Genomic DNA, 23,149 nt, shown 5'->3' on the forward strand with positions numbered 1-23,149 from the left:
GTGATGGGTACCGAACCGGTGAACGCCGGTGAGTACAACGTGTACACCGGGGCGAAAATCGAGGGCTCGACCGGGTTGTCCATGCCGACGGCCGCACAGTTGGGCTTGGAGCCTCCTCGGTTCTGTGCGGCATGCGGACGACGGATGATCGTGCAGGTTCGTCCCGACGGCTGGCGCGCCAAATGTTCGCGTCACGGCGAGGCGGACTCCAAGCAGCTCGAGCAGCGATGAGCGCGAGCGAAGAGCATCAGGTTTCGATGAGCGCGAGCGAAGAGCATCAGGTCCCGATGAGCGTCGTGGATCAGGCTGCCGCTCCGCGCCTTTCGCATCTTCGCGCCGCAGCACTCGTCTTCGGCGGACTTACCGCTGCCGGCGCGTTGGTGGGGGCGTTGTGGAGCGTAATCGCTCCGGGCGCACACGGAGCCATCGCCGACACCCGCGATAACGGCCGGGTGTTTGTGCATCTGGGCAACCAGGCAGACAATTTCTTTATTGCCACCACCATGCTGACCGGGATGTCCGCGGTGGTGGCCGTAATCGTGTCGGCTGCCGCCTGGCAATGGAGGGCGCATCGCGGCCCGATGATGGCGTGTGCGATTACCTTGGGTGCCTTGGCATCCTCGGCGGTGGCGGCGGGAGTCGGCGCCGCACTGGTCCGATTGCGTTATGGCGCATTCGATATCGCAGCCGCTCAGCTCGAAGAGGGGCACCGGATCAAGTACGTCGTGGAAGCTCCCGCGGTGTTCTACGGTCACACGCCGACCCAAATTGCCGTCACGCTCGCGCTGGCCCCGTGCCTCGCGGCGGTCATCTACATGTTCTGTGTAGCCGCCTGTGCGCGTGACGATCTCGACGCCTGGCCACCCGCACCGACGCCCCTCTATCGGGCCCCGGTGACCTTGCCGCCCGTGGAAGGCGCTAACTCGACGGCCTAGGTTGTTTCGAGGTGCAGTGAGCGCGCGGTCGCCCGAACTGAATCACTAACCGCCGCTGTATCCCAGTCGACATCTCCGATGCTGGGGATTGCCTTGATCATCGTGGTCTGCCACGACGTCCGCCATTGATCGGGAAAGCAGCGTTGCAGGAGGTTAAGCATGATGGGGACTGCGGTGGATGCGCCCGGAGATGCACCGAGTAGTCCCGCGATGGTGTCATCGGCGCCGACGACGAGTTCGGTGCCTTGTTGAAGCACTCCGACACGTCGGGGATCGGGGGTAATGAGCTGCGCTCGTTGACCTGCTGGGATAAGTTCCCAATCGCCAGGATTGGCGTCCGGGTAGTACCGACGCAACTGCGCTAGCCGTTGTCGTGAGCCCGCCGCGAGTTGGGCGATGAGATATCTGATCAGTGCCAGATTCTGGATGAGTGCGGCCGCGATTACGTGCACGTTGTGCCAGCGCACGGTCGTGAAGAACTCGGTCCATCGCCCGTGTTTCAGCAGCCTGGTGCTGAACGTCGCATACGGCCCGAACATGAGATACGGCAGACCCTCGACAATGCGTTTGTCTAGGTGCGGTACCGACATCGGTGGTGCCCCGACGGGGGCTTGCCCGTACACCTTGGTCCGGTGCTGGCCGGCAACGATGGGGTCCTCGCACCGCAGGAATGCGGCGCCGACGGGCAAAACCGCGTATCCGCGCACCTCGGGAAGGCGTGCTCGTTGTAGTAATCGCAGCGCCTGTCCGCCAGCGCCGACGAACACTGTGCGCCCACGGATCATGTAGTCGCCGTCGCAGTTTCGACCAGTCACGATCCAGGAACCGTTGCCGGTCCGGTTGAGGGCGCGGACCTCGTGGCCCAGGTGTACGTGACCGCCGCGGTCGGTGATGATCCGAGTAAGTCCCCGGGTGAGCGCACCGAAGTCGATATCAGTCCCGTCGGGGTGGTGGGTGGCGGCGATGGGCTCACCCGGTACGCGTCCGCGCATCACCAGTGGTGCCCATTGGTCGATGGTGGTGGGATCCTCGGTGAACTGCATGCCGGTGAACATCGGATCAGCGGACAGCGTTTCGTATCGTCGTCGCAGATAGTCGACATCGTCGCGTCCGAAGACCACCGCCATATGCGCGGCGGAGTGAATGTACGCATCCGGATCCAGCAGCGCGTTGTCGGCAAGGTAGGACCACCACTGGCGGCTGAGATGAAATTGTCGAGCGATCGCCGTGGGCTTCGCACCGTCTGCGGGATCTGGCATGTAGTTGAGCTCGCAGAATCCGGTGTGCCCGGTGCCCGCATTGTTCCAGGGATCGCTGCTTTCGGTGGCCAGCGCATCGGCCCTCTCCAACAGCACAATTCGCCACTCGGGTGCCAGTATCGACAGCATCGAGCCCAAGGTGGCAGACATGATGCCGCCGCCGATCAGCACGACATCGGCATCTTCGTGAGATACGCGGGGAGCCTTCCGGGATCTGGTCATACAGCCACCATCTACCGCCGACATTCGTTCCGTCCAATGAATGATTGGAGGAGTAGCATCCGATAATGGATAGTTGGACATCGCAGCTCGCACCACAGTTGCGGGCCCTGGTTGAGCTGGCTGCCCATGACGGGCATATGACTCAGGCGGCGGTCGCACTCGATATTCCGCAGTCATCGATGAGTCGACGGATTCACGCGTTGCAGACGGCTCTGGGAGTGCCACTGCTCATTCATGACGGCAGAACAGTGCGCCTCACACCCGAGGCGCAACGTCTGGCTTTGCGTGCGCGTGAACCACTTGCCGAACTAGACCAGACACTTGCCGAGCTCAGCGGCGACGCGGATCCGGAGCACGGCACTGTGCGCTTCGGGTTCCCCCTCACGATGGGCTCGGGTCACGTCCCCGACCTTCTCGCCGCCTTCCGGCATCGACACCCAGGCATCCGAGTACGCCTCAAGCAGGCACACGGCACCGAACTCGGCGCAGAGCTGCTGACCGGCCACCTCGACCTGGCCATCGTGATTCCGGCACCCGAGCGCCTGCACCACACCACAATCGGCACCCAACACATCCATGTCGCGGTGCCCGCAGACCACCGACTTGCCGTCGCCACCGAACTACATCTGGACGAGTTGGTGGGCGAAACCTTCATCGCCAACCCGCCCAGCTACAACCTTCGCCAACTCACCGAAACATGGTGCCGTGAAGCGGGATACACCCCGAATATCGCCATCGAAGTCAGCGAATTCGGCACCATCCGTGAACTCATCAGTCGTGGCCTTGGTATTGCGCTGTTGCCTCATGACGACCGCACTCCACCCGGTATTACCGAAGTACCGCTCGCCGGCAGTGGTTATCGCCGTTCTATCGCTCTGGCGTGGGGAACAACCACCCGCGCAGCATCCACCTGTCGACTGAACGACTTTCTACTCCAACACTTCTCGCCGAGCGCCGTCAACAATGTAGTGACAACCAACGACTAATCGTGGCTGCCCGCTCCCGACTTGGAACCGTCGCCACCGGATTTGGGCGAGCTACTCGCGGCGCCCGAGGGCTTGCTCGTAGAGTCGTGCGTTGATGTGGTGCCCGCTGACTTCGTATCTGAGGTCTTCGTGTCGGAAACCTTTGTCGTGGTATCCGGCGTCGTGGCCGCCGAAGATTTGGACGCTGACGAAGAGGGCCCGGACGATGTGGTCCCGGGTGAGTCACTCTTGCCCGTAGTGGATTGCCCGGTCGTCGATTGTGACGCTGAACCGCGGACGGTGCCCTGCGCGCTGACGGTGCCATGCTCAGTGGTGCTAGGGGCGGGGACCTTCGGCTTGACCTTGGTCACGACTCCGGCGGATGGCTTGGCGTCCTTCCCTGAATCCTTAGCATCCCCGGTGTCTTTCGTCGGCGTGGTGCCCTTGGTCGTTTCGCCGGGCGATCCCTTCGCGCCAATCACCGCTCCGGATGGTGCGCCGTCTTTGGGGGAGTTCTGCGTACCGTCGGCAGCGGCATCCTTGACGTCCTCTTTGTCCGCCTCTTTGGTCTTCTCTTCCTTGGCGACGGCACCTGTGTTCTTGTCCTTGACGTGTGCCGTGGCCTCGGCGGAATCCTTCGCGGCCTGAGTGTCTGAGGGTGTCCTGGTGTCGGAAGCGACACTCGTTGCGGTGTTCTTAACGTCTTCTTTGGTTGAATCCTTCGCAGATTCCGTGCCCGGTTCTGTAGTGGTTTCTGCTTCGGTAGCGGGCTTTTCGGCGCTCACCAGCGCGTGCTCGAGTTTGGGCAGACCCAGTGCATCGGCGAAGTGTGCCTGCGCATCCTTGATGGCCTTGGTGATCGGCGCCAATGCCTCATGAATGTCGGCGGGCAGAGCGCTGACGGCGTTCGGCGCTGCCTGGGCGGCGAGACCGGGAAGCGGTGGCAGTGGCGGCAGGAAATAACGCGCTTCTGCCCACGCGAAATTGATGACGGAGTTGACGATGGCGCCGCCGAACTGCCCGAACGAATTGACGATGTTGGAGAAGCTGGGGTCGTTGATGATCGGGTTGACGAGGTTGTAGACGAAGCTGTTCGCGATGGGGCGAACGAGATTGTCGTAGACGATGCCGATCTGTGCACTGACCAGTCCGCCGATCACGGGAACAAATCCGGCGCCCCACTGCGCCAGGTCTACGCCGTAATCCACCCAGTATTGGATGAACTGGTAGGCCTGATCGATGCCGTTGGTGATCGAGTTCGCGACACCGGGTACGGGCGCGACCGCGGCAGAAATGCCGGATCGCGACGGCGCACCGATGGCGGCAGGGGACTGGGCCGCTGCTGTACGCGGCGACACCGAGGGTGCGAGCTGGGTGATCGGGGCAAGCCCATGTGGGTTTGTCGACACGTTCGCCGCCTCGGAGGCGACGGATGGCAGCGCGAATCTCAGCGCCCTGACCGCGCTCGGTGAGGTGTCGGCGACCCGCGGCGTGAATGCGAACGAGCTCAGCCGAATCGAAGCGGATCGGATATCGGGCAGTGAGATTGCGTGCGGTGCGGGCCGGATGACCGTCGGTGCGACGACCAAGGTAGTAACGGCGATAGCGGCCATGCCCGCCTTGAACAATGGATTGGCAGTCCGGTCCATCTCACTCCTCTGTAGGTATCGAAGCAGCGTACGTGGCAGCGGCGGACGAATCGCGAACCCGTGTGACCCGGTGTCGGCCAGCAATGTGACAACGATGGTGTCCAATTGCGTTGCAGGGCTGTGTAGCTGGTGCAATTTTCGTCGCTACCTTCGCAGCATGCCCTGATAGTCCTTGGTATGAACGTTATCGTGGATGCTGAATCGCGTCGTGGAGCCTGCCCGGGAAAGCATGTGGGCCACGGATTCTGGCAAATGTCCGATAGCTCGGGCGCCCTGTATAACTGCCCACACACCAAACCGGCTGCTTGGGACTATGGTCTTGGCTGCGGTGAGTGCCATTCGGCGACTGCCCCGTACGTATTCGGCCAACGCGGATTCATACGCTGGATAGGCCAGTGTGTGATCGCCTGCGGCGGTGGCGATTTCTCCAGCCAGCACATATGCACCGACGACCGCGAGGCTGGTGCTGCCACCCACCGCAGGGCCGGGGCAGTAACCGGCATCGCCGACGAGTGTCACTCGACCCTTTGACCAGGTGTCCATTCGGAGCTGGGTGATGGAGTCCATGTAGAACACTTCGGACTCGCTGACCGCGGCGAGTAGCCGTGGCACTTCCCAGCCAAAGTTCTGGTAAACCGCATGTAGGAGCGTCTTTTGTCGATCGAAATCGCGGTGGTGGTACTCCAGTGGTTCGGGTGGCCGGAAAAGGAAGATCGCTCGGGCATCGGGAAGCTGGGCGGCGCTATACATGCCTGCAATCCGGTTGACCTGCAAGGACATTAACGAACGGTCGCGTAGGCCGAGGTAGTTGGGTATCGATGCGACTGCCAGGTACTCGCCAAGCCAATGTGCGTAGGTGGATTCGGGGCCAAAGACCAAGCTCCGAACGTTCGAGTGCAAGCCATCTGCGCCGATGACAAGGTCGAACCGACGATCGGATCCCTTCTCGAAGGTGACGTCGACTCCGGTACCGTCCTGCGATAGCGAGGTTATGGAGTCATCGAAGATGTACTCCGCAGTGGAAAGGCTAGCGTTGTAAAGGATCTCGCTGAGTTCGTCGCGCATGATTTCCACGTGACGTTGCGACACCGAGGCGAATATCCCTCCTTGGGGGATCTCAACCACACCTGGGTGACCTTCCCGATGCATCGCGATGATCGCGGCGCCTGTCTCGTGGGCCATAATCGATTCGAGGACGCCCATCTTCTCGACAATGTCCATGGCCGGCTTGAAGAGATCGACGGCGTGCCCACCGGTCTTCCGGAGCGTTGGCGCACGTTCGACGACCGCTACGTCAAATCCGTAGCGGGCCAGCCAAAAGGCCAGTGTGGGGCCGGCGACGCTAGCCCCGGAAATGAGTATCCGCATGGCTTCTCCTTACTTAACGATCGGTAAGTAAAATCGAGCATACTGCTTACCGACCGGAAAGTCAGGGGCTATCATCGGGAGATGGCCCCAGAAGCATCCGTGGCGACAAACACCCGGGAGCGCATCCAGGAGGTCGCGCGAGATCTCTTCGCCGAACGCGGATTGCGCAATACCAGCCTGCAGGACATCGCGGCATGTCTGGAGATCACCAAACCCGCTCTGTACTACCACTTCTCATCACGGGACGAGCTGGTCAGGAGCATCGTTCAGCCCATGGTGGATGATCTGGATGCCTTTCTGGCCACCAGTGGTTCCGGGGACACGCGCCAACTGCTTGAGGGCTACTTCGACGTGCTGTGGAAGCATCGAGTGGTCATGGGCATCATCGTTCGTGATTTGGCCACCATGGGGCAGTTCGAACTGGGCGAGTGGATGATCGAATGGCGACGCAAGCTGATCGCGCTGCTTGCGGGCAGTAAGCCGTCGGTGGTGCAGATGATCCGCGCCACCGTTGCGCTCGGCGGCTTATCTGATTGCACCATCGAGTACGCGGACCGGTCGCATCGGCAGGTCAAGAAGGCTGCGGTGGACGCGGCCATTGCCGCGCTGGAAAGCTGAACGGGCGTTAGAGAGAACGTCCGCTGATCACCTTGGCGCTGAGCCAGCCGAGCTTGAGTAGGCCGAAGTAGGTCGAGGGCTTGAACGCCAGCGGCCAGCTCGTCCGGCGCGGGCCCGAGGGCAGAGTTTCACCGGTGAACCGTGCACCCAACCACGCCAGCGACATGGGCGCGGACATGGGATGCAGCAGCATGTGCTCATTGAGCAGATCGCGGTGGTAGGTGACGTTGGCGCCGCCGCCGCAGTAGGTATCGGCGAGCTCGTCGATGCACGACGCCGAGATGATCTCGTCATGCGCTGCCTGAATGATGAGGACAGGCGGGGTGGGCACCGTCTTACCGAGCTTGATGCTCTCGAAGACATGCTGCACCTCGGGTGTCTCGAGGAGCTGGTCCAGCGGCTGGTCCACCAGATCGTCCATGTCTTTGAAGGCCATGGCGACGATGGCCTTCAAAGTCGGCATTTCCTCGAGTCGCGCGAGGAACTCCTTGCCCTGGGGTGTCGCGTGCTCGTCGATCACTCGCTCGAGGCCGGGGTAGACATGCGATAGCGCCGTGACCACGAGGCCCGGCAGCGCGGCGAAAAGTCCACCGTTGAGTCGGCGAAAGGTATGTCCCAAGTCGCCCACGGGTGAGCCGAGCACCGCACCGACGATGTCGAGATCGGGTGCGTAATCAGCGCTGACCTCCGCTGCCCAGGCAGTGGCGAGCCCTCCGCCGGAATAGCCCCACAGTCCGATGGGCGCCTGTCGGGACAGGCCGAGCCGGTCGCAGTTCAGGGCTGCCCGAATTCCGTCGAGGGTCCGGTATCCGGGTTCTTCAGGTGCACCCCAGATTCCGTCGACGCCTTCGTGATCGGGCACCGATACCGCCCAGCCCCGATCGAGGATCGCCGCGATCAGTAGCAGTTCGAACTGCGCGAAGGAGCCCAGAGCGTGCGCGCCGCGGCGCAAGGCATACGAGGGAAAACAGCGGTCGGTGACAGCATCGATGGCGCATTGGTACGACACGATCGGCACTGGTGTCATCGGATCGGTGCCAGTCGGTGTGAGCACGGTGGTGACTGCGGCATCCGCGTGCCGATTGAGGTCATTGCTGCGGTGCAGCAGCTGTGTTGCGGTGAACCGCTGGGGAATCACGCCGAGGAATGCGATTTCGACTTCACGAGTGCGCAGCACCGTGCCCGGGGCGGCGTGCTCGAATCCGCGCGGCGGGAGATAGAACGGGTCCTCAGTGGGTAGGAGAGGGCGCCCGCTGCGCTCGATCACCTGGTGGGGCGGCTCGCCGATCCACTTGACGTCACCGGATGTCGCCAGTTCATGGGGTGCCATGCCTGCGCTCCCTTCAAGGTCCTCGGCATTCATACCCTAAGGAGACTTTAAGAGGCTAGTCGGGTCAGCTGGGAGGGCGTAGTGCAGCAAACTCATCGGTGACTCGGTACCGGTCATCGGTGAATCGATAGAGGGCGGCCGGACGACCTCCGCTGCGCCCCGATCGCGCGGTGGTCCCGGTGGGGGTGAGCACCCCGCGTCGCACCAGCACGCGTTGCAGGTTGGTGGCGTCCACCGGATATCCCAGCGTGGCGCAGTAGATGTCACGAAGTGTCGAAAGCGTGAATTCCTGTGGTGCCAACGTAAATCCGATGTTCGTGTAGGACATTTTAGCCGCCAGGCGGGTATGCGCGTGCGCGACCATCACGTGGTGATCGAAAGCCATCTCGGGCAGATTGCTCACTCGATGCCACTGGGTATCGGCGGGCAGCTCGGGGGTGGCGGGGAAGGGGACAAGCCCGAGGAATGTCGAGGCAATCGTGCGTGGACCGGGCACGCGGTTCGGTTCAGAAAACACGGCCAGTTGTTCGAGGTGTGCTAACTCACGCACGTCCACCTTCTCGGCCAGTTGTCGCCGAATCGATGAGGGAAGGTCCTCGTCGGTGCGGACCTGGCCGCCGGGGAGTGCCCAGGCACCGCGGTGCGGTTCGCGTGCACGTTGCCACAGCAGCACGGCGAGCTCGGGATTGTCTGTGCTGGCTGTGTTGTCTCTGAAGTGACGTACTTGGAACACCACGGCTAACACTTCGTGTTCGGTGCTAGTATGGACCATGTTTTCGATCATAAGTCGAAAACCTCGGTCGACCAAACCCAGCCCGACGGCGGACCGAGACCCGAGAACGCGAGGAGGCGGCCATGACGGCAGCTGACGTGGTACTTGACGGTGTGATCGACGGCCCCGGTGGATACACCGGCGTGGAAGGCGATGCACGCTGGGCCGAGCAGGTGCGCCGGCTGGCCGATCAGCGCGGTGCCACATTGCTTGCGCACAACTACCAGCTCCCGGAAATCCAGGACGTGGCGGACCATGTCGGCGACTCGCTGGCGCTCTCGCGCATCGCCGCGGAGGCGCCCGAAGACACCATCGTGTTCTGCGGTGTTCATTTCATGGCCGAGACGGCCAAGATCCTCAGCCCGGATAAGACGGTGCTCATCCCGGATCAACGCGCCGGGTGCTCGCTTGCCGACTCCATTACCGCTGACGAGCTGCGGGACTGGAAGGCCGAATTTCCCGACGCCGTCGTGGTCTCGTACGTCAACACCACAGCGGCCGTGAAGGCGCTCACCGATATCTGCTGCACCTCCTCGAACGCGGTCGACGTGGTTGCGTCGATCGACCCGGACCGCGAGGTGCTGTTCTGCCCGGACCAGTTCCTGGGTGCACACGTCAGGCGGGTGACCGGCCGCCAAAACCTGCACATCTGGGCGGGCGAATGCCACGTGCACGCTGGAATCAACGGTGACGAACTTGCGGGACAGGCACGCGCACACCCGGACGCCGAGCTGTTCGTGCACCCCGAATGCGGTTGCGCGACATCTGCTCTGTACCTCGCTGGTGAGGGTGCCGTGCCCGAGGACCGGGTGAAGATCCTCTCGACGGGCGGAATGCTCGACGCCGCCCGCGCGACGAGTGCACGAGAAGTGCTGGTGGCCACCGAGGTTGGCATGCTGCATCAGCTGCGTAAGGCGGCACCCGACGTGAATTTTCTGGCGGTCAACGACCGGGCCTCATGCAAGTACATGAAGATGATCACCCCGGCGGCGATGCTGCGCTGCCTCGTCGAAGGTCGCGATGAGGTGCACGTCGATCCGGATACCGCACGGTTGGCGCGGCGCAGTGTTCAGCGGATGATCGAGATCGGACAGCCTGGCGGCGGAGAGTGACGATGCCGGCGGGGACCACTTGGAGTGCTGATGCCGATGTGGTCGTCGTCGGTGCGGGTGTAGCCGGGTTGGCGGCCGCGCTGGCTGCGCACCGAAGCGGCCGGACGGTCGTGGTGCTGAGCAAAATCGGTTCAACCGCCACGTATTTCGCGCAGGGTGGTATCGCGGTGGTGCTACCCGACACCGACGATTCGGTGGAGGCTCATGTCCGCGACACGCTAGCGGCCGGAGCCGGTCTCTGCGACGCCGATGTGGTGCGGTCGATCGTGTCGGATGGTTACCGGGCGGTGCGCGACCTGGTGGCTGACGGTGCCCGATTCGACGAAACACGTTCGGGCCAGTGGGCGTTGACGCGCGAGGGCGGGCACAGTACCCGTCGGATCATTCATGCGGGCGGCGATGCGACCGGTGCGGAAGTGCAACGGGCGCTCGATCACGCCGCGGTGACGCTGGACATCCGGCGCAGTCATGTGGTGTACGACGTCCTCACCGGGCCTGGCGGCGTGGGCGGTGTGATCGTCGGCAACGGCGATGGGTTGGGTCTGATCCGTACCGGCGCCGTGGTGCTTGCCACCGGCGGTCTCGGGCATCTGTATTCGGCAACCACCAATCCCGACGGATCCACTGGGGACGGGATCGCGCTGGCGTTGCGTGCGGGTGTCCCGGTGGCCGATATCGAGTTCATCCAGTTCCACCCGACCATGTTGCATACCCCGCAGTCCACCGGATGCCGACCGCTCATCAGTGAGGCGGTCCGCGGGGAGGGCGCCATTCTGGTTGATGCGCGTGGGGATTCGGTAACCGGCGGGGTACATCCGATGGGTGACCTGGCTCCCCGTGATGTGGTGGCCGGTGCAATCGCCCGGCGGCTGCGCGAGACCGGAGATCGTTGCGTCTATCTCGACGCGCGCACCATCGACGACTTCGCCGGCCGATTCCCGACCATCACCGCTGCGTGTGCGGCCGCTGGGATCGATCCGACCGTCCAACGCATCCCTGTGGTGCCGGGGGCGCATTACAGTTGTGGCGGGGTCGTCACCGATGCGTACGGCCAGACCGCGGTGCCCGGCTTGTTCGCCGCTGGGGAGGTCGCGCGCACCGGCATGCACGGTGCAAATCGGTTGGCTTCCAACAGCTTATTGGAAGGCCTTGTGGTGGGCAGGCGTGCGGGTGAGGCCGCTGCACAGGTGGCTGATCGGTCGGCCATTGCCGGGGAAGGCCATCGCGCACAGCCGCGCCTCGATCGTCGGCGGCTCCAGGCGGCAATGACCCGGTGGGCGTCAGTGCTCCGCGATGGCGACGGGCTCAGAATGCTCGACGCCGAACTACGCTCCTGTGCCGAGGCGCCGACCTCGACACCGCGTGATGTGGAGGACGCCGCGCTGACCCTCACCGCGCAGGCTGTGGTCGCTGCCGCCTCGGCGCGCACGGAATCTCGCGGGTGTCACGCCCGCTCGGACTGGCCGGACCCCGATCCCGCTTTTGCCGTGAGCCTTTCGGTGCGGCCTGATGCCGACGGCTGCGAAGTTGCGCTACCGTCTGGGGTGCCATGTTGATCGGAAATTTGACGGAAACCGAACTCGCCGAAGCGCGTTCGATAGTAGAGCGTGCCCTTGTGGAGGATCTGCGTTACGGACCGGATATCACGAGCCAGGCGACCGTACCCGTCGACGCCGAATGCACCGCAGCGATGGTGACACGTGAAGGCGGGGTCATCGCCGGAGTCGATATCGCCCTCATCGTGCTGGACGAGGTTATCGGCGCCGGGAATTACCGGGTCGAGAGCCGTCTCTCGGATGGCGCGCGCGTGGGTACCGGAACGGCACTGCTCACAGTCACCGCGCCCACACGCGATCTGTTGACTGCCGAGCGCACCATGCTCAACCTGGTGTGCCACCTCTCGGGTATCGCCACCACCACCGCGGCCTGGGTTGATGCGGTCGACGGTACGGCTGCGCAGATCCGCGACACTCGCAAAACCCTTCCGGGACTGCGCCTCCTACAGAAATACGCCGTCCGCACCGGAGGTGGGGTAAACCACCGGATGGGCCTCGGTGATGCGGCACTCATCAAAGACAACCATGTGGCGGCCGCAGGCTCGGTGGTGTCCGCGTTGCGGGCCGTGCGCGCGGTCGCACCGAATATCGAGGTCGAGGTCGAGGTCGACTCGTTGGAACAGCTCGACGAGGTGATGACCGAGGGCGCGGAGTTGGTGCTTCTTGATAACTTTCCCGTCTGGCAGACCCAGGTGGCGGCGCAGCGCCGGGACGCCTACGCACCACAGCTCAGGTTGGAGTCCTCCGGCGGGCTTTCGTTGGAAACCGCTGCCGCGTACGCCAAGACGGGTGTCGACTACCTGGCGGTGGGTGCGTTGACGCACTCCGCGCGAGTCCTCGACATCGGTTTGGATATGTAAGCCTCAGTCTCGGGGTGCGGCTTCCGCGAACTTCGTCGTGTAGGTCGCCTTGATGTCGATCCGGTGCTTCACGGGAGCCACGTTCTTGGAGTACATGCCAAGAATACGCAGTGCGTTTTGTGCGCCTTCGGATTTCATCATCCCGTCGCCGTTGAACATGCCGATGGAATCGGCGATCGACTGGAGATACAGGTCCCTGTTTGCGCTGGCGTACTGACGTGGCATGTTGTCCGCGATCTGCGCGGGCGAATGCTGTTTGATCCACCTCAGCGTCTGGACGAACGACGTCACCAGCTTCTGCACGATCTCCGGATGCGCCTGCACCGTGTCACACCGCATGTAGAGGGAAGTCGACGGGTACAGGCCGCCGAGGGCCTTACGGGTCCCAGCTTCGGTGCGCATGTCGACGAGGACCTTCGCCTGGCCCGAGTTCACCATCTGCGCCACCGTTGGATCGGTGGTCATTCCCGCATCGATTCCGTCGTGATTCATACCGGCGATGAATGTCTGGCCGGCGCCCACCTTCACGCGGTTGTAGTCGGCGGTGTTCAGTGCTGCCTGTCCGGCCAGGGTCTGCGTCAAGAAGTCGGTGGAAGATCCCAGCGAGGTGACGCCGAGGTTCTTGCCGCGGAAGTCGGCGGGCGAGGTGATGACGGCGGCGTCCTTGGCAGACACCAGCTCCACCTCGCCCGGAACGTCCGCCATCTGAACCACCGAGGTGATGCACTGCTCCTTGGCCTGCAGGTCGATGGTGTGGTCGTAGAACCCGACCACCGCCTGCACATCACCGGTCAGGAGCGCGGTCTCGGCGGTGGCCCCGGACTGCTCGCTGAGCAGTGTGACGTCGATATCGTTGCTCTTGAAGTAACCGAGCTGCTGGGTGAGCATCGCCGGTAGGTAGATGATCTTCTCCAGCCCGCCCACCATGATGGTGACCTGCGGTCTGCCATTGGCCATGGGGATGTGTCGGGAGTCGCGGCATCCGGCACCGAGGAACGCCGCGGCGAGGAGAATCAGCACAAGTGCAGGTTTTCTCATCTTCACACCCCGTGGCCCGAGTTCGACTGCGAAGGACGCCATTTGAGCAACCGGGATTCGGCGATACCGATGAGCCATTCGGCGAGTAGGGCGACGACCGTGATGATGATCATGCCCGCATAGATTCCCGCGGAGTCGAACGTGCCTTGAGCATTGCTGATCAACAGGCCCAATCCCTTGCTTGCGCCGGCATATTCACCGACGACTGCGCCGATGAGTGCGAACCCGAATGCGGTGTGCAGACTCGACAGGATCCAGCTTGTCGCGCTGGGCAGCACGATCGAGGTCAGGATGCGGGTAGGGCTGGCGCCTAGGATTCGGGCATTGTTGATCACATTGCCGTCGACCTCACGCGCCCCGGTGAATGCGTTGAAGAACACCGCGAAGAACACCAGCACCACCACGGTGGCGACCTTGGAGCTCAGTCCCAGGCCGAACCAGATGATGAACAAGGAGGCAAGGACGATGCGTGGAACGGCGTTGAGCGCCTTGATGAACGGTGCCAGTACCTCCGACCAGTAACGGCTGCGGCCCAGCAACACGCCCAACGTCACACCCGCGACGGTGCCGATGAGGAAGCCCAGGACGGCCTCTTCGACGGTGGTGAAGATCTGCAGCCATACCGAACCGAACTGGGTTCCGATGGTGAACCACTCGACCAATCGTGCCCAGATCAGCGAGGGCTTCGAGTAGAAGAACGGGTCCAGCCATACCGTGGCCGCGAGCTCCCACGAGGCCAACCAGATCACCACAAGCAGGGTTCGCAGTCCCCAGATACGTATCATGCTGCGGCGCTTGTTCTTACGTGCACGTTGGAGGATCGACTCGTCGGTCTCGAGAACCGGCAGGTCAAGCAGGCTATGCGACATTGGCTTCTCCCTTCGCGCGGGCGGCCTCCACGTGATCGCGCAGTGTTTCCCAGATCTCGCGGTAGATGCTGCGGAATTCATCGGTGAGTCGGACTTCCTCGACATCCCGGGGGCGCGGCAGCGTGATCGGGAAGTCTCCGCACACCGTGGCGGGGCTGGCGGTCATCACCACCACTCGGTCGGCCAGTGCGATCGCCTCTTCAAGGTCATGGGTGACGAAGATGGCAGCGGCACCGGTACCGGACCACACCCGCAGCAGTTCGTCCTGCATGAGCTGGCGGGTCTGTACGTCCAGGGCGCTGAATGGCTCATCCATGAGCAGGATTTCGGGCTCGTTGACCAGGGTCTGTGCCAGCGCCACACGCTTGCGCATGCCACCCGATAGTTGGTGGGGGTAGTACTTCTCGAACCCGCCGAGGCCGACGGTGCGGACCCAGGCGGCGGCCTTCTCGTGGGCCTCGTACTTTGGTACGCCGCGGTAGAGGGGACCCAGGGCAACGTTATCGATGACGTTCTTCCAGGGCAGCACGGCATCCTGCTGGAACATATAGCCGACTCCTGCAGGAATCCCCGATACGTCCTTGCCGCGCACCAGGACACGTCCCGCCGAGGGCGGCTCCAGCCCGGAAACCAGTGACAGGGTGGTCGACTTGCCGCACCCGGTGGGGCCGACGACGGCGACGAATTCCCCGGCGTCGATATTGATGTCGAGATCGCGGACCGCGGTGTGGATGCCGTCACCGCGATTGGAGGGGAACCGTTTGGTTGCTCCCCGAAGTTCGATGAGTGGATGCGCCATTGCAGATCTCCTTCGCTAGCCGCCGGAGTCCGACGATAAGTGGTGGGTGTCACAGTTTTCCGCTTGTACGCACTACCCGCGCAAATCGCACTTTTCGTCAGTTTTGCGCATTCTGCGCACGGACCTGCCTACGCTCTGACGCATGGGTTCCGGGAAGCGCACCGTGCTGCGATTGAGTACGCAAGTGCTTCTGCTGCAGGTTGCCGTCGTCTTCCTCGCGCTGGGTGTGGCGTTCGCCGTCCTCGCCGTGGTGGGTGACCGGCGGCTTTCCGCCGAGTACGGGCAGCGGGCAATGGCGATCGCGCGAACGGTCGCCGCGATGCCTGAGGTGCGTGCCCGGGTGACCGAATATGCACAGGGCACGCTCACATCGGGCTCCGTTCTCACCGATGAGCTTTCGGACGGCCAGTTGCAACACATCGCCAGCGCGGTGCAAAAGCGTAGCGACGCGTTGTTCGTGGTGATCACCGACGAGCATGGGATCCGGTTGGCCCATCCCACCGAGGACCGGCTGGGATACCCGGTAAGCACCGACCCTTCGGCCGCCCTGGCCGGGCGCGATGTCGTTGTCGAGGAAGCCGGCACCTTGGGAGATTCCGTACGCGCCAAAGTTCCTGTACGGCAACCTGGTACATCGGCGGTGGTGGGAGAGGTCAGCGTCGGGGTCTCTACGACGGCGGTGCGCGACCGCTTGTTCCTAGATCTGCGGGTCGCCGGATGGATCGTGGGCGCCGCATTCCTGTTTGGAATCGCGGGTTCGGTACTGCTTGCGCGCCGGTGGAGACGCCTCACCCTCGGCCTAGAACCTGCGGAGCTGACCGAGCTGGTGCGGGAACAGGCGGCGGTTCTGCATGGCATCGGGGAGGGGGTACTGGCCATCGACGTCGAAGGAAGAACCACCGTCGTCAACGACGAAGCGGCACGCCTGTTGGGTTTGGATGATGCAACAGGGCGGCAGGTAGGTGATATCGGTTTGACGCCAAGGGTTCTCTCGGTGCTTCACGAAATGTCCGCGGCGCCTGTCCTGGCGACAGTGGGTGACCGAGTCGTTGTGGTCACGGCGCGTGCGGTGACACGGGCAGGCCGTGCGTTGGGCGCGGTGCTCACTGTGCGCGATCGAACGGATGTGGAACTGCTGACCCGACAACTGGACGCGGTGCAGTCGATGAGCACCGTGCTGCGGGCCCAGCGGCATGAATTCGCGAACCGTCTGCACCTGTTGAGTGGATTGGTACACGGAGACCGGACGCAGGAGGCCGCGCACTACCTGGACGAGCTGCTCGGCACGGGCCCGTTGGGTGCCGCGCTTCCGGAGATCGAGACGCTGGGCGATCCATATCTTCAGGCCTTCGTCGCTGCGAAAATGGCGAATGCCCGAGAAGCGGGTGTGACGCTAACGCTCGGGGACAACACCTGGGTTTCCGGCACCCTCGTGCAACCGGTGGACGTCACAACGGTGCTGGGCAACCTGATCGACAACGCTATCGACGCGGCACGAACCGGATCGGATTCGCAGCGCAGGGTCGAGGTCGGGGTGGTTCAGGACGGCACAACACTGCATATCACCGTCGCCGACAGTGGGGATGGGGTCGCGGAATCCATGGCGGACGGGCTGTTCGTCGAGGGCGTCTCGACCAAGGACGATGGTGGTGCCCCGGGCGGTCGAGGGGTGGGTCTGGCGTTGACCCGTCAGATCGCTCGGGGTCTCGGCGGTGACGTGTGGTTGGCCACGGCATCGGCGGCCGGCCCAGGGCTCCCCGGAGCGGAGTTCATCGCGCGGATACCGTCGGTAATGGCGGAAGGCGAAGGGAATGAGCCGAAATGAGTGAATCCGAGCTGCGGGTTCTGATCGTCGACGACGACTTTCGAGTAGCCAACCTGCACGCCGGGATCGTCGGTGCGATACCCGGTTTCACGGTGGCAGCGATCGCGCACACCGTGGGAGCGGCGCATGATGCGGTGATATCTACCGATATCGATCTGGCGCTGGTCGACGTGTATTTGCCTGACGGCTCTGGTATCGACTTCGTGCGCGAATTACGTTGTGATGCAATGGTCTTGTCGGCTGCGGTCGAGGGAGAGGCCGTCCGGCGGGCGCTGGCCGCGGGCGCGCTGAGCTACCTGGTGAAGCCGTTCGGGAATGCCGCGCTGGTCGCTCGGCTGACCGCTTATGCGCGTTATCGCAGCATCCTGCGCAGCGACGAGCTCAGCTCCGCCGAGGTGGATTCGGCGTTGGACTCCTTGCGCCCGGTCGCAAGTGCGCCACGTTCGGCCGCTCCGTCGTCGCCGACCAAGCAGATCGTCCTGCAGGCCATCGGGAATACGCCGTCCCCCATGTCCTCTGCGGAAGTCGCGGTGGCGGTGGGGATTTCCCGCGCGACGGCGCAACGCTATCTAGCCTCACTGGTTGGCAGCTCGGAGTTGGAGATGCGGTTGCGGTATGGCACCGCCGGCCGTCCCGAGCAGGAGTTTCTTATCCCAGAAAAGTGACGTTGGCGCCGACCGGGTCGCGTGGGGCGCGTACCGCATTCATCGGTGCGTCACTCAGGTGCTCCCGCGTCACCCCCTCGGCGATGACAACCCGCCACGGCTGGATATTCGAGTTCGATGGCGCCTGCTGTGCGGTCTCCAGAGCGGCGTTCAGGGCGTCGCGGGGGACCGGCGTCTGCAGGGAATCACGGATCGAGGATCGGTCGCGGACCAGCTGTTCGAAATCAGTCACGCCACGGTATGGGCATCATCAACCTAGGATTTCAACAGCTGATGAATAACTAGTTCGCAATATCGGCGACGAAGACCCCGGCACGCTTGTTGGCGACGCGGGTGGACCTGGTCAGCGCCGGATCACCCTGGCCCTGCTCCACGATGCGCGGGTTGATGACGTGGATCTGCTTTCCGCGGAACAGCGTGATGTCGGCGCGGCCGGCGGCGATCACATTCTTGGTCCAGTTGGTCTTGCCGTGGATCAGGCCGATGGAGATGGCATTGCCCTTGCGGAACGCGTTCACGGTGGTTTCGTACTTGGTGCCCGATGTGCGGCCATAGTGCGTGACGGTGGCGAAGGACGGCAGGAAGCGTGCGATGGGCGCCATCAGCGGATTCATGTATTTGATCTGCGCCCGTTCGAGCCAATCGGGCATGAGCATGGGCACACCGGGCTGATGATTTGCTGACATGGGGTTTCCGATCGTCGCGTGGCAGTGGGGTCTACTGGACGCGAGTCTAATGAGACTGGCGTCACATGCAAGCGGCCACTGCGAGGTAAATGCCCTTGAACAGCTCTGGGACAATGGCACATGTGAATGACGCCGGACCTGTTCTGCTTCGCCGTATCGACATGCGTGGTGCGAGCTTGTCCCCGTCCCATCTGCGTTCGGCACTGCCGCGCGGCGGCACCGACGTTGACGCCGTGCTGCCCAGGGTGCGGCCCGTCGTGGAGGCCGTCCGGGACCGTGGCGCGGAGGCCGCGCTGGAGTTCTGCGCCGAGTTCGACGGTGTTCGCCCCGAAACCGTGCGGGTGCCCACCGCGGAGCTGGAACGCGCCCTCGCTGAACTTGACCCGGCGGTACGCGACGCGCTCGAGGTGGCCATTCTGCGGGCGCGCGCCGTGCACGCGGATCAGCGCCGTCAGGACACCGTGACCACCGTTGCGGACGGCGCCACCGTCACTGAGCGGTGGGTACCCGTCGAGCGGGTGGGTTTGTACGTTCCGGGCGGCAACGCCGTCTATCCGTCGAGCGTCGTCATGAACGTCGTACCCGCGCAGACGGCCGGGGTGGGATCTCTCGTGATTACCTCGCCGCCACAGGCTCAGTTCGGCGGGCTGCCGCACCCGACGATTCTCGCTGCGGCACGGATGCTGGGCGTCGAGGAAATCTGGGCGGTCGGTGGAGCACAAGGTGTGGCCCTGCTGGCGCATGGCGGCATCGATACCGATGGTGCCGAGCTCGCGGCGGTGGACATGATCACCGGGCCCGGCAATATCTACGTGACCGCAGCCAAGCGGATGTGCCGCTCGCTGGTGGGCATCGACGCCGAGGCCGGTCCGACCGAAATCGCGATCCTCGCCGATGAGACGGCCGATCCGGTGCACGTGGCGGCCGACCTGATCAGCCAGGCCGAGCACGACGTGTTAGCGGCGAGTGTGCTTGTCACCACCAGTGTGGCGCTGGCCGATGCCGTGGTGAAAGAGACTGTCGCACAGCTTGAGACGACTGTGCATGCCGAGCGGGTCACCGCCGCGCTGACCGGTACCCAGTCCGGGATCGTCCTCGTCGATGACATCAGTGCGGGAATCAAGGTCGTGAATGCCTATGCGGCTGAGCACTTGGAAATTCAGACGCATGCTCCCACCGCAGTAGCCGCGCGCGTACGCAGTGCCGGTGCGATCTTCCTGGGACCGTGGTCGCCGGTGAGCCTGGGTGACTATTGCGCCGGATCCAATCACGTGCTCCCCACTGCGGGATGCGCGCGGCATTCCAGTGGGCTCTCGGTGCAGACGTTCCTGCGCGGGATCCATATCGTGGATTACACGGAGGCTGCTCTTAAAGAGGTGTCTGGACACGTGATTACGCTGGCAAACGCCGAGAACCTGCCCGCTCACGGCGAGGCGGTCCGACGCCGATTCGAGCGATCATGAGCTCCATCGTGCCTAACGGTGTTCGTGCAAGCGGTGCATCCGTGCCTGGCGCTTCCGCACGTCTTGAAGACCTGCCGATGCGGGATAGCTTGCGCGGTAAGAGTCCTTATGGTGCACCGCAATTGGTTGTCCCGGTACGGCTGAACACCAACGAGAACCCGCACGGCCCCACTGAGGGTCTCGTCGCGGACATCGCGGTCGCCGTCCGCGAGGTGGCGGCGGAACTGCACCGGTATCCCGACCGGGACGCGGTGGCTCTGCGCGCCGATCTGGCCGGGTACCTGACGGAACAAACGGGCGTGCCTGTCGCCACGGAGAACGTTTGGGCGGCAAACGGTTCCAACGAGGTATTGCAGCAGCTGCTGCAGGCCTTCGGCGGGCCGGGGCGTACCGCATTGGGGTTCACGCCGTCCTACTCGATGCACCCCATCATCTCCGATGGGACGCAGACCGAATGGATGCAGGCGCAGCGTTTAGAAGACTTTTCGCTGGATGCGGACGCCGCCGTCGCGGCGGTACGCGATCGTCGCCCCGACGTCATCTTCGTGACGAGTCCCAACAACCCGACGGGTCAGTCGGTTCCGCTGCAGGATCTGCGCAGGATCCTCGATGCGGCTCCGGGAGTGGTGATCCTGGATGAGGCATATGCGGAGTTCTCGGCGGGCCCCAGTGGTATCGGTCTGATCGACGAGTATCCGACGAAGCTGATCGTGAGCCGCACCATGAGCAAGGCCTTCGCCTTCGCGGGTGGACGGCTCGGCTATCTGGTGGCCGCGCCGGCGGTCGTAGAGGCGCTGCTGTTGGTGCGCCTGCCATATCACCTCTCGGTGCTCACCCAGGCGGCGGCCCGAGCCGCGGTGAAACACCGCGTAGAGACCCTCGGCAGCGTCGCGACATTGGTTGCCGAACGCATCCGGGTATCGGAGACGTTGTCGGCCAGCGGATTCCGGGTGATCCCCAGCGATGCCAATTTCATACTGTTCGGCAGGTTCGCCGATTCGGCGGCGAGCTGGCAGCGGTATCTCGATGCGGGCGTGCTCATCCGGGATGTCGGAATCCCGGGTTATTTGCGTGTCACCATCGGGTTGGCGAGTGAGAATGACATGTTCTTGAAAGTCAGCGACAGCCTCGCTGCAACCGACCTCGAGAAGGGTGCGGAATCATGACGGATCCCATTCAGCCACGCATTGCCCGGGTGGCGCGGGCTACCCGTGAGTCGGACATCGTGGTCGAACTGAACCTCGACGGCACCGGTCAGGTGCGCATCGACACCGGTGTGCCGTTCTACGACCACATGCTCACCGCATTGGGCACCCATGCCAGTTTCGATCTGAAGATCACGGCCAAGGGCGACACCGAGATCGAGGCACACCACACGGTGGAGGACACCGCAATCACCCTGGGGCAAGCGCTGGCTGAGGCTCTTGGGGACAAGAAGGGTATTCGCCGGTTCGGCGACGCGTTCATTCCGATGGACGAAACCCTGGCGCACGCCGCGGTGGACGTCTCGGGCCGTCCGTACTGTGTGCACACCGGCGAGCCGGAACATCTGCTGCACACCACGATTGCGGGCAGCTCTGTGCCCTACCACACCGTCATCAATGCGCACGTGTTCGAGTCGTTGGCACTCAACGCGCGTATCGCGCTGCATGTACGCACCCTGTACGGCCGCGACCCCCACCACATCACCGAGGCCCAGTACAAGGCCGTGGCCAGGGCGCTGCGTCAGGCCGTCGAACCTGACCCGCGCGTCACCGGAGTGCCCTCTACTAAAGGCAGTCTGTGACGGCTAAGGCGAAAGTTGTTGTCCTCGATTATGGTTCGGGCAATCTTAGATCCGCTCAGCGCGCGCTGGAACGGGTCGGCGCCGACGTCACAGTGACCTCCGACGCCGATGCGGCCCTTAATGCCGATGGGCTGGTGGTACCGGGGGTGGGTGCGTTCGCTGCGTGTATGGAGGGACTGCGGAGTATCGGCGGCGAGCGCATCATCGACGTGCGCCTGGCGGGCGGGCGTCCGGTGCTTGGCGTATGCGTTGGTATGCAGATTCTGTTCAGCCACGGCGTCGAATTCGGTGTCGATACGGACGGATGCGGTCAGTGGCCCGGTGTGGTCAGTCGGCTCGACGCACCGGTGATCCCGCATATGGGTTGGAATACGGTCGATGCCGCGACCGGATCCGAATTGTTCGCCGGACTGGACGCCGAGACCCGCTTCTATTTCGTGCACTCGTACGCGGTGCAGAAGTGGGAGCTGGAAACACTGAGCGAGTCGCCAATCGTGCGGCCGCTGGTGACCTGGGCTACCCATCATGTGCCGTTCGTGGCAGCGGTGGAGAATGGTCCATTGGCAGCCACTCAGTTCCATCCGGAGAAAAGTGGCGATGCGGGGGCCGTGTTGTTGAGCAATTGGGTGAAGGGAATCTCGTGAGTCTCGTTCTATTACCGGCGGTCGATGTCGCCGACGGTCAGGCCGTCCGCCTCGTACAGGGCAAGGCAGGCAGCGAAACCACTTACGGCTCACCGCGTGACGCCGCCCTGGCATGGCAGAACGACGGCGCCGAATGGGTGCACCTGGTGGATCTGGACGCAGCCTTCGGTCGTGGCTCCAATCGCGAGCTGCTCGCTCAGGTGGTTGGCGAGCTCGATGTCAAGGTTGAGCTCTCCGGCGGCATCCGCGATGACGATTCGTTGAAGGCTGCGCTCGCAACCGGTTGCGCTCGAGTCAATCTCGGGACCGCAGCACTCGAGGACCCGGAGTGGTGTGCCTCGGCCATCGCCCGACACGGCGAGCGGGTTGCCGTGGGGCTCGACGTGGAAATCGTCGACGGCGCACACCGGCTGCGCGGCCGCGGCTGGGTCAGCGACGGCGGCGACCTCTGGGAGGTAATGGAACGACTGCGCGCACAAGGATGTTCGCGCTACGTCGTCACCGACGTGACAAAGGATGGCACCCTCACGGGACCGAACCTGGAACTGCTCGCACAGGTTGCGGGTGTGGCCAATGCTCCCGTAATCGCTTCGGGCGGGGTATCGAGCCTCGATGACTTGCGCGCCATCGCGGAGCTGACCGGGGCCGGTATCGAGGGTGCGATCGTCGGAAAGGCCCTCTACGCAGGCCGATTCACCCTGCCCGACGCACTGGCTGCCGTTTCCTGA

General features: G+C 63.7%; 23 protein-coding genes and 1 pseudogene. 14 read left to right on the forward strand and 10 right to left on the reverse strand.

Going from position 1 to position 23,149, the window contains the following annotated elements:
• The first annotated feature begins 3 nt into the window (after positions 1-3).
• A complete protein-coding gene (locus MLB1_RS11490) occupies positions 4-231 on the forward strand; it encodes a hypothetical protein (protein WP_180749953.1) in 228 nt (75 codons plus the stop codon).
• The gene (locus MLB1_RS11495) at positions 228-935 is read left to right on the forward strand and encodes a DUF2567 domain-containing protein (protein ID WP_180749954.1); all 708 of its coding nucleotides are present in this window, start codon (positions 228-230) and stop codon (positions 933-935) included. Before MLB1_RS11490 ends, MLB1_RS11495 begins: the two co-directional genes overlap by 4 nt.
• On the opposite strand, the pseudogene MLB1_RS11500 reads toward MLB1_RS11495, so the two are convergent.
• A pseudogene (locus MLB1_RS11500) lies at positions 919-2,475 on the reverse strand (malate:quinone oxidoreductase). The gene MLB1_RS11495 and the pseudogene MLB1_RS11500 sit on opposite strands and share 17 nt — an antisense overlap.
• A gap of 6 nt (positions 2,476-2,481) precedes the next feature.
• Here MLB1_RS11500 and MLB1_RS11505 point away from each other — a divergent pair.
• Complete coding sequence (locus MLB1_RS11505; RefSeq protein WP_180749956.1) at positions 2,482-3,402, forward strand: LysR family transcriptional regulator; 921 nt, start codon at positions 2,482-2,484, stop codon at positions 3,400-3,402.
• Here the strand turns inward: MLB1_RS11505 and MLB1_RS11510 are convergent.
• Positions 3,399-5,030, reverse strand: coding sequence for a hypothetical protein (locus MLB1_RS11510; RefSeq protein WP_180749957.1), 1,632 nt, complete (start codon positions 5,028-5,030; stop codon positions 3,399-3,401). The genes MLB1_RS11505 and MLB1_RS11510 overlap by 4 nt on opposite strands.
• A 144-nt stretch (positions 5,031-5,174) precedes the next feature.
• Positions 5,175-6,398, reverse strand: a complete 1,224-nt coding sequence (locus MLB1_RS11515; RefSeq protein WP_180749958.1) for an FAD-dependent monooxygenase — start codon at positions 6,396-6,398, stop codon at positions 5,175-5,177.
• An 81-nt stretch (positions 6,399-6,479) separates the two neighbouring features.
• On the opposite strand from MLB1_RS11515, the gene MLB1_RS11520 reads away from it, so the two are divergent.
• Entirely contained in the window at positions 6,480-7,016 is a 537-nt protein-coding gene (locus tag MLB1_RS11520) for a TetR/AcrR family transcriptional regulator (protein ID WP_180749959.1), read from the forward strand.
• A gap of 7 nt (positions 7,017-7,023) precedes the next feature.
• Here MLB1_RS11520 and MLB1_RS11525 read toward each other — a convergent pair whose 3' ends face one another.
• Both MLB1_RS11525 and MLB1_RS11530 read right to left on the reverse strand, forming a co-directional pair.
• Positions 7,024-8,346 carry a lipase family protein gene (locus MLB1_RS11525; RefSeq protein ID WP_180749960.1) on the reverse strand — a complete coding sequence of 441 codons (1,323 nt, stop codon included), beginning with the start codon at positions 8,344-8,346 and terminating at the stop codon, positions 7,024-7,026.
• A 64-nt stretch (positions 8,347-8,410) separates the two neighbouring features.
• Positions 8,411-9,118: an NUDIX domain-containing protein gene (locus MLB1_RS11530; protein WP_180749961.1), complete on the reverse strand. Its 708-nt coding sequence runs from the start codon at positions 9,116-9,118 to the stop codon at positions 8,411-8,413.
• A gap of 83 nt (positions 9,119-9,201) precedes the next feature.
• On the opposite strand from MLB1_RS11530, the gene nadA reads away from it, so the two are divergent.
• From nadA to nadC, 3 genes are read left to right on the forward strand one after another with little or no spacing between them, the layout of a single operon-like run.
• Positions 9,202-10,230 (forward strand): quinolinate synthase NadA, encoded by a 1,029-nt coding sequence (gene nadA / locus MLB1_RS11535; RefSeq protein WP_180749962.1) that lies wholly within the window; start codon positions 9,202-9,204, stop codon positions 10,228-10,230.
• A gap of 2 nt (positions 10,231-10,232) precedes the next feature.
• Positions 10,233-11,786 (forward strand): L-aspartate oxidase, encoded by a 1,554-nt coding sequence (locus MLB1_RS11540; protein ID WP_180749963.1) that lies wholly within the window; start codon positions 10,233-10,235, stop codon positions 11,784-11,786.
• Entirely contained in the window at positions 11,780-12,646 is an 867-nt protein-coding gene (gene nadC / locus MLB1_RS11545; protein WP_180749964.1) for a carboxylating nicotinate-nucleotide diphosphorylase, read from the forward strand. The genes MLB1_RS11540 and nadC overlap by 7 nt, the downstream gene beginning before the upstream one ends.
• A 3-nt stretch (positions 12,647-12,649) precedes the next feature.
• On the opposite strand, the gene MLB1_RS11550 is transcribed toward nadC, so the two are convergent.
• The 3 genes from MLB1_RS11550 to MLB1_RS11560 are packed head-to-tail and all read right to left on the reverse strand — an operon-like array spanning position 12,650 to position 15,352.
• A complete protein-coding gene (locus MLB1_RS11550) occupies positions 12,650-13,684 on the reverse strand; it encodes an ABC transporter substrate-binding protein (RefSeq protein WP_180749965.1) in 1,035 nt (344 codons plus the stop codon).
• Between the two features lie 2 nt (positions 13,685-13,686).
• Positions 13,687-14,553, reverse strand: a complete 867-nt coding sequence (locus MLB1_RS11555; protein ID WP_180749966.1) for an ABC transporter permease — start codon at positions 14,551-14,553, stop codon at positions 13,687-13,689.
• On the reverse strand, positions 14,543-15,352 hold the full coding sequence (locus MLB1_RS11560; protein WP_180749967.1) for an ABC transporter ATP-binding protein: 810 nt from the start codon (positions 15,350-15,352) through the stop codon (positions 14,543-14,545). Before MLB1_RS11560 ends, MLB1_RS11555 begins: the two co-directional genes overlap by 11 nt.
• Positions 15,353-15,494: 142 nt before the next feature.
• Here MLB1_RS11560 and MLB1_RS11565 point away from each other — a divergent pair, with 142 nt between their 5' ends.
• Complete coding sequence (locus tag MLB1_RS11565) at positions 15,495-17,177, forward strand: sensor histidine kinase (RefSeq protein ID WP_255485828.1); 1,683 nt, start codon at positions 15,495-15,497, stop codon at positions 17,175-17,177.
• Positions 17,174-17,842, forward strand: a complete 669-nt coding sequence (locus MLB1_RS11570) for a response regulator (protein WP_180749968.1) — start codon at positions 17,174-17,176, stop codon at positions 17,840-17,842. Before MLB1_RS11565 ends, MLB1_RS11570 begins: the two co-directional genes overlap by 4 nt.
• Here MLB1_RS11570 and MLB1_RS11575 read toward each other — a convergent pair.
• Both MLB1_RS11575 and MLB1_RS11580 read right to left on the reverse strand, forming a co-directional pair.
• Positions 17,826-18,074: a nitroreductase family protein gene (locus tag MLB1_RS11575; RefSeq protein ID WP_180749969.1), complete on the reverse strand. Its 249-nt coding sequence runs from the start codon at positions 18,072-18,074 to the stop codon at positions 17,826-17,828. The genes MLB1_RS11570 and MLB1_RS11575 overlap by 17 nt on opposite strands.
• 49 nt (positions 18,075-18,123) lie before the next feature.
• On the reverse strand, positions 18,124-18,498 hold the full coding sequence (locus tag MLB1_RS11580) for a nitroreductase family deazaflavin-dependent oxidoreductase (RefSeq protein WP_180750348.1): 375 nt from the start codon (positions 18,496-18,498) through the stop codon (positions 18,124-18,126).
• 143 nt (positions 18,499-18,641) lie between these two features.
• Between MLB1_RS11580 and hisD the strand changes: the two genes are divergently transcribed.
• The 5 genes from hisD to priA are packed head-to-tail and all read left to right on the forward strand — an operon-like array spanning position 18,642 to position 23,149.
• Entirely contained in the window at positions 18,642-19,991 is a 1,350-nt protein-coding gene (gene hisD / locus MLB1_RS11585) for a histidinol dehydrogenase (protein ID WP_180749970.1), read from the forward strand.
• Positions 19,988-21,157 (forward strand): histidinol-phosphate transaminase, encoded by a 1,170-nt coding sequence (locus MLB1_RS11590; protein WP_180749971.1) that lies wholly within the window; start codon positions 19,988-19,990, stop codon positions 21,155-21,157. The genes hisD and MLB1_RS11590 overlap by 4 nt, the downstream gene beginning before the upstream one ends.
• On the forward strand, positions 21,154-21,777 hold the full coding sequence (hisB, locus tag MLB1_RS11595) for an imidazoleglycerol-phosphate dehydratase HisB (protein WP_180749972.1): 624 nt from the start codon (positions 21,154-21,156) through the stop codon (positions 21,775-21,777). The genes MLB1_RS11590 and hisB overlap by 4 nt, the downstream gene beginning before the upstream one ends.
• A complete protein-coding gene (gene hisH / locus MLB1_RS11600; RefSeq protein ID WP_180749973.1) occupies positions 21,774-22,421 on the forward strand; it encodes an imidazole glycerol phosphate synthase subunit HisH in 648 nt (215 codons plus the stop codon). Before hisB ends, hisH begins: the two co-directional genes overlap by 4 nt.
• A complete protein-coding gene (gene priA, locus MLB1_RS11605; RefSeq protein ID WP_180749974.1) occupies positions 22,418-23,149 on the forward strand; it encodes a bifunctional 1-(5-phosphoribosyl)-5-((5-phosphoribosylamino)methylideneamino)imidazole-4-carboxamide isomerase/phosphoribosylanthranilate isomerase PriA in 732 nt (243 codons plus the stop codon). The genes hisH and priA overlap by 4 nt, the downstream gene beginning before the upstream one ends.

The sequence above is a fragment of the Mycobacteroides sp. LB1 genome, assembly GCF_013449725.1.
In the GTDB taxonomy this organism is placed as follows: domain Bacteria; phylum Actinomycetota; class Actinomycetes; order Mycobacteriales; family Mycobacteriaceae; genus Mycobacterium.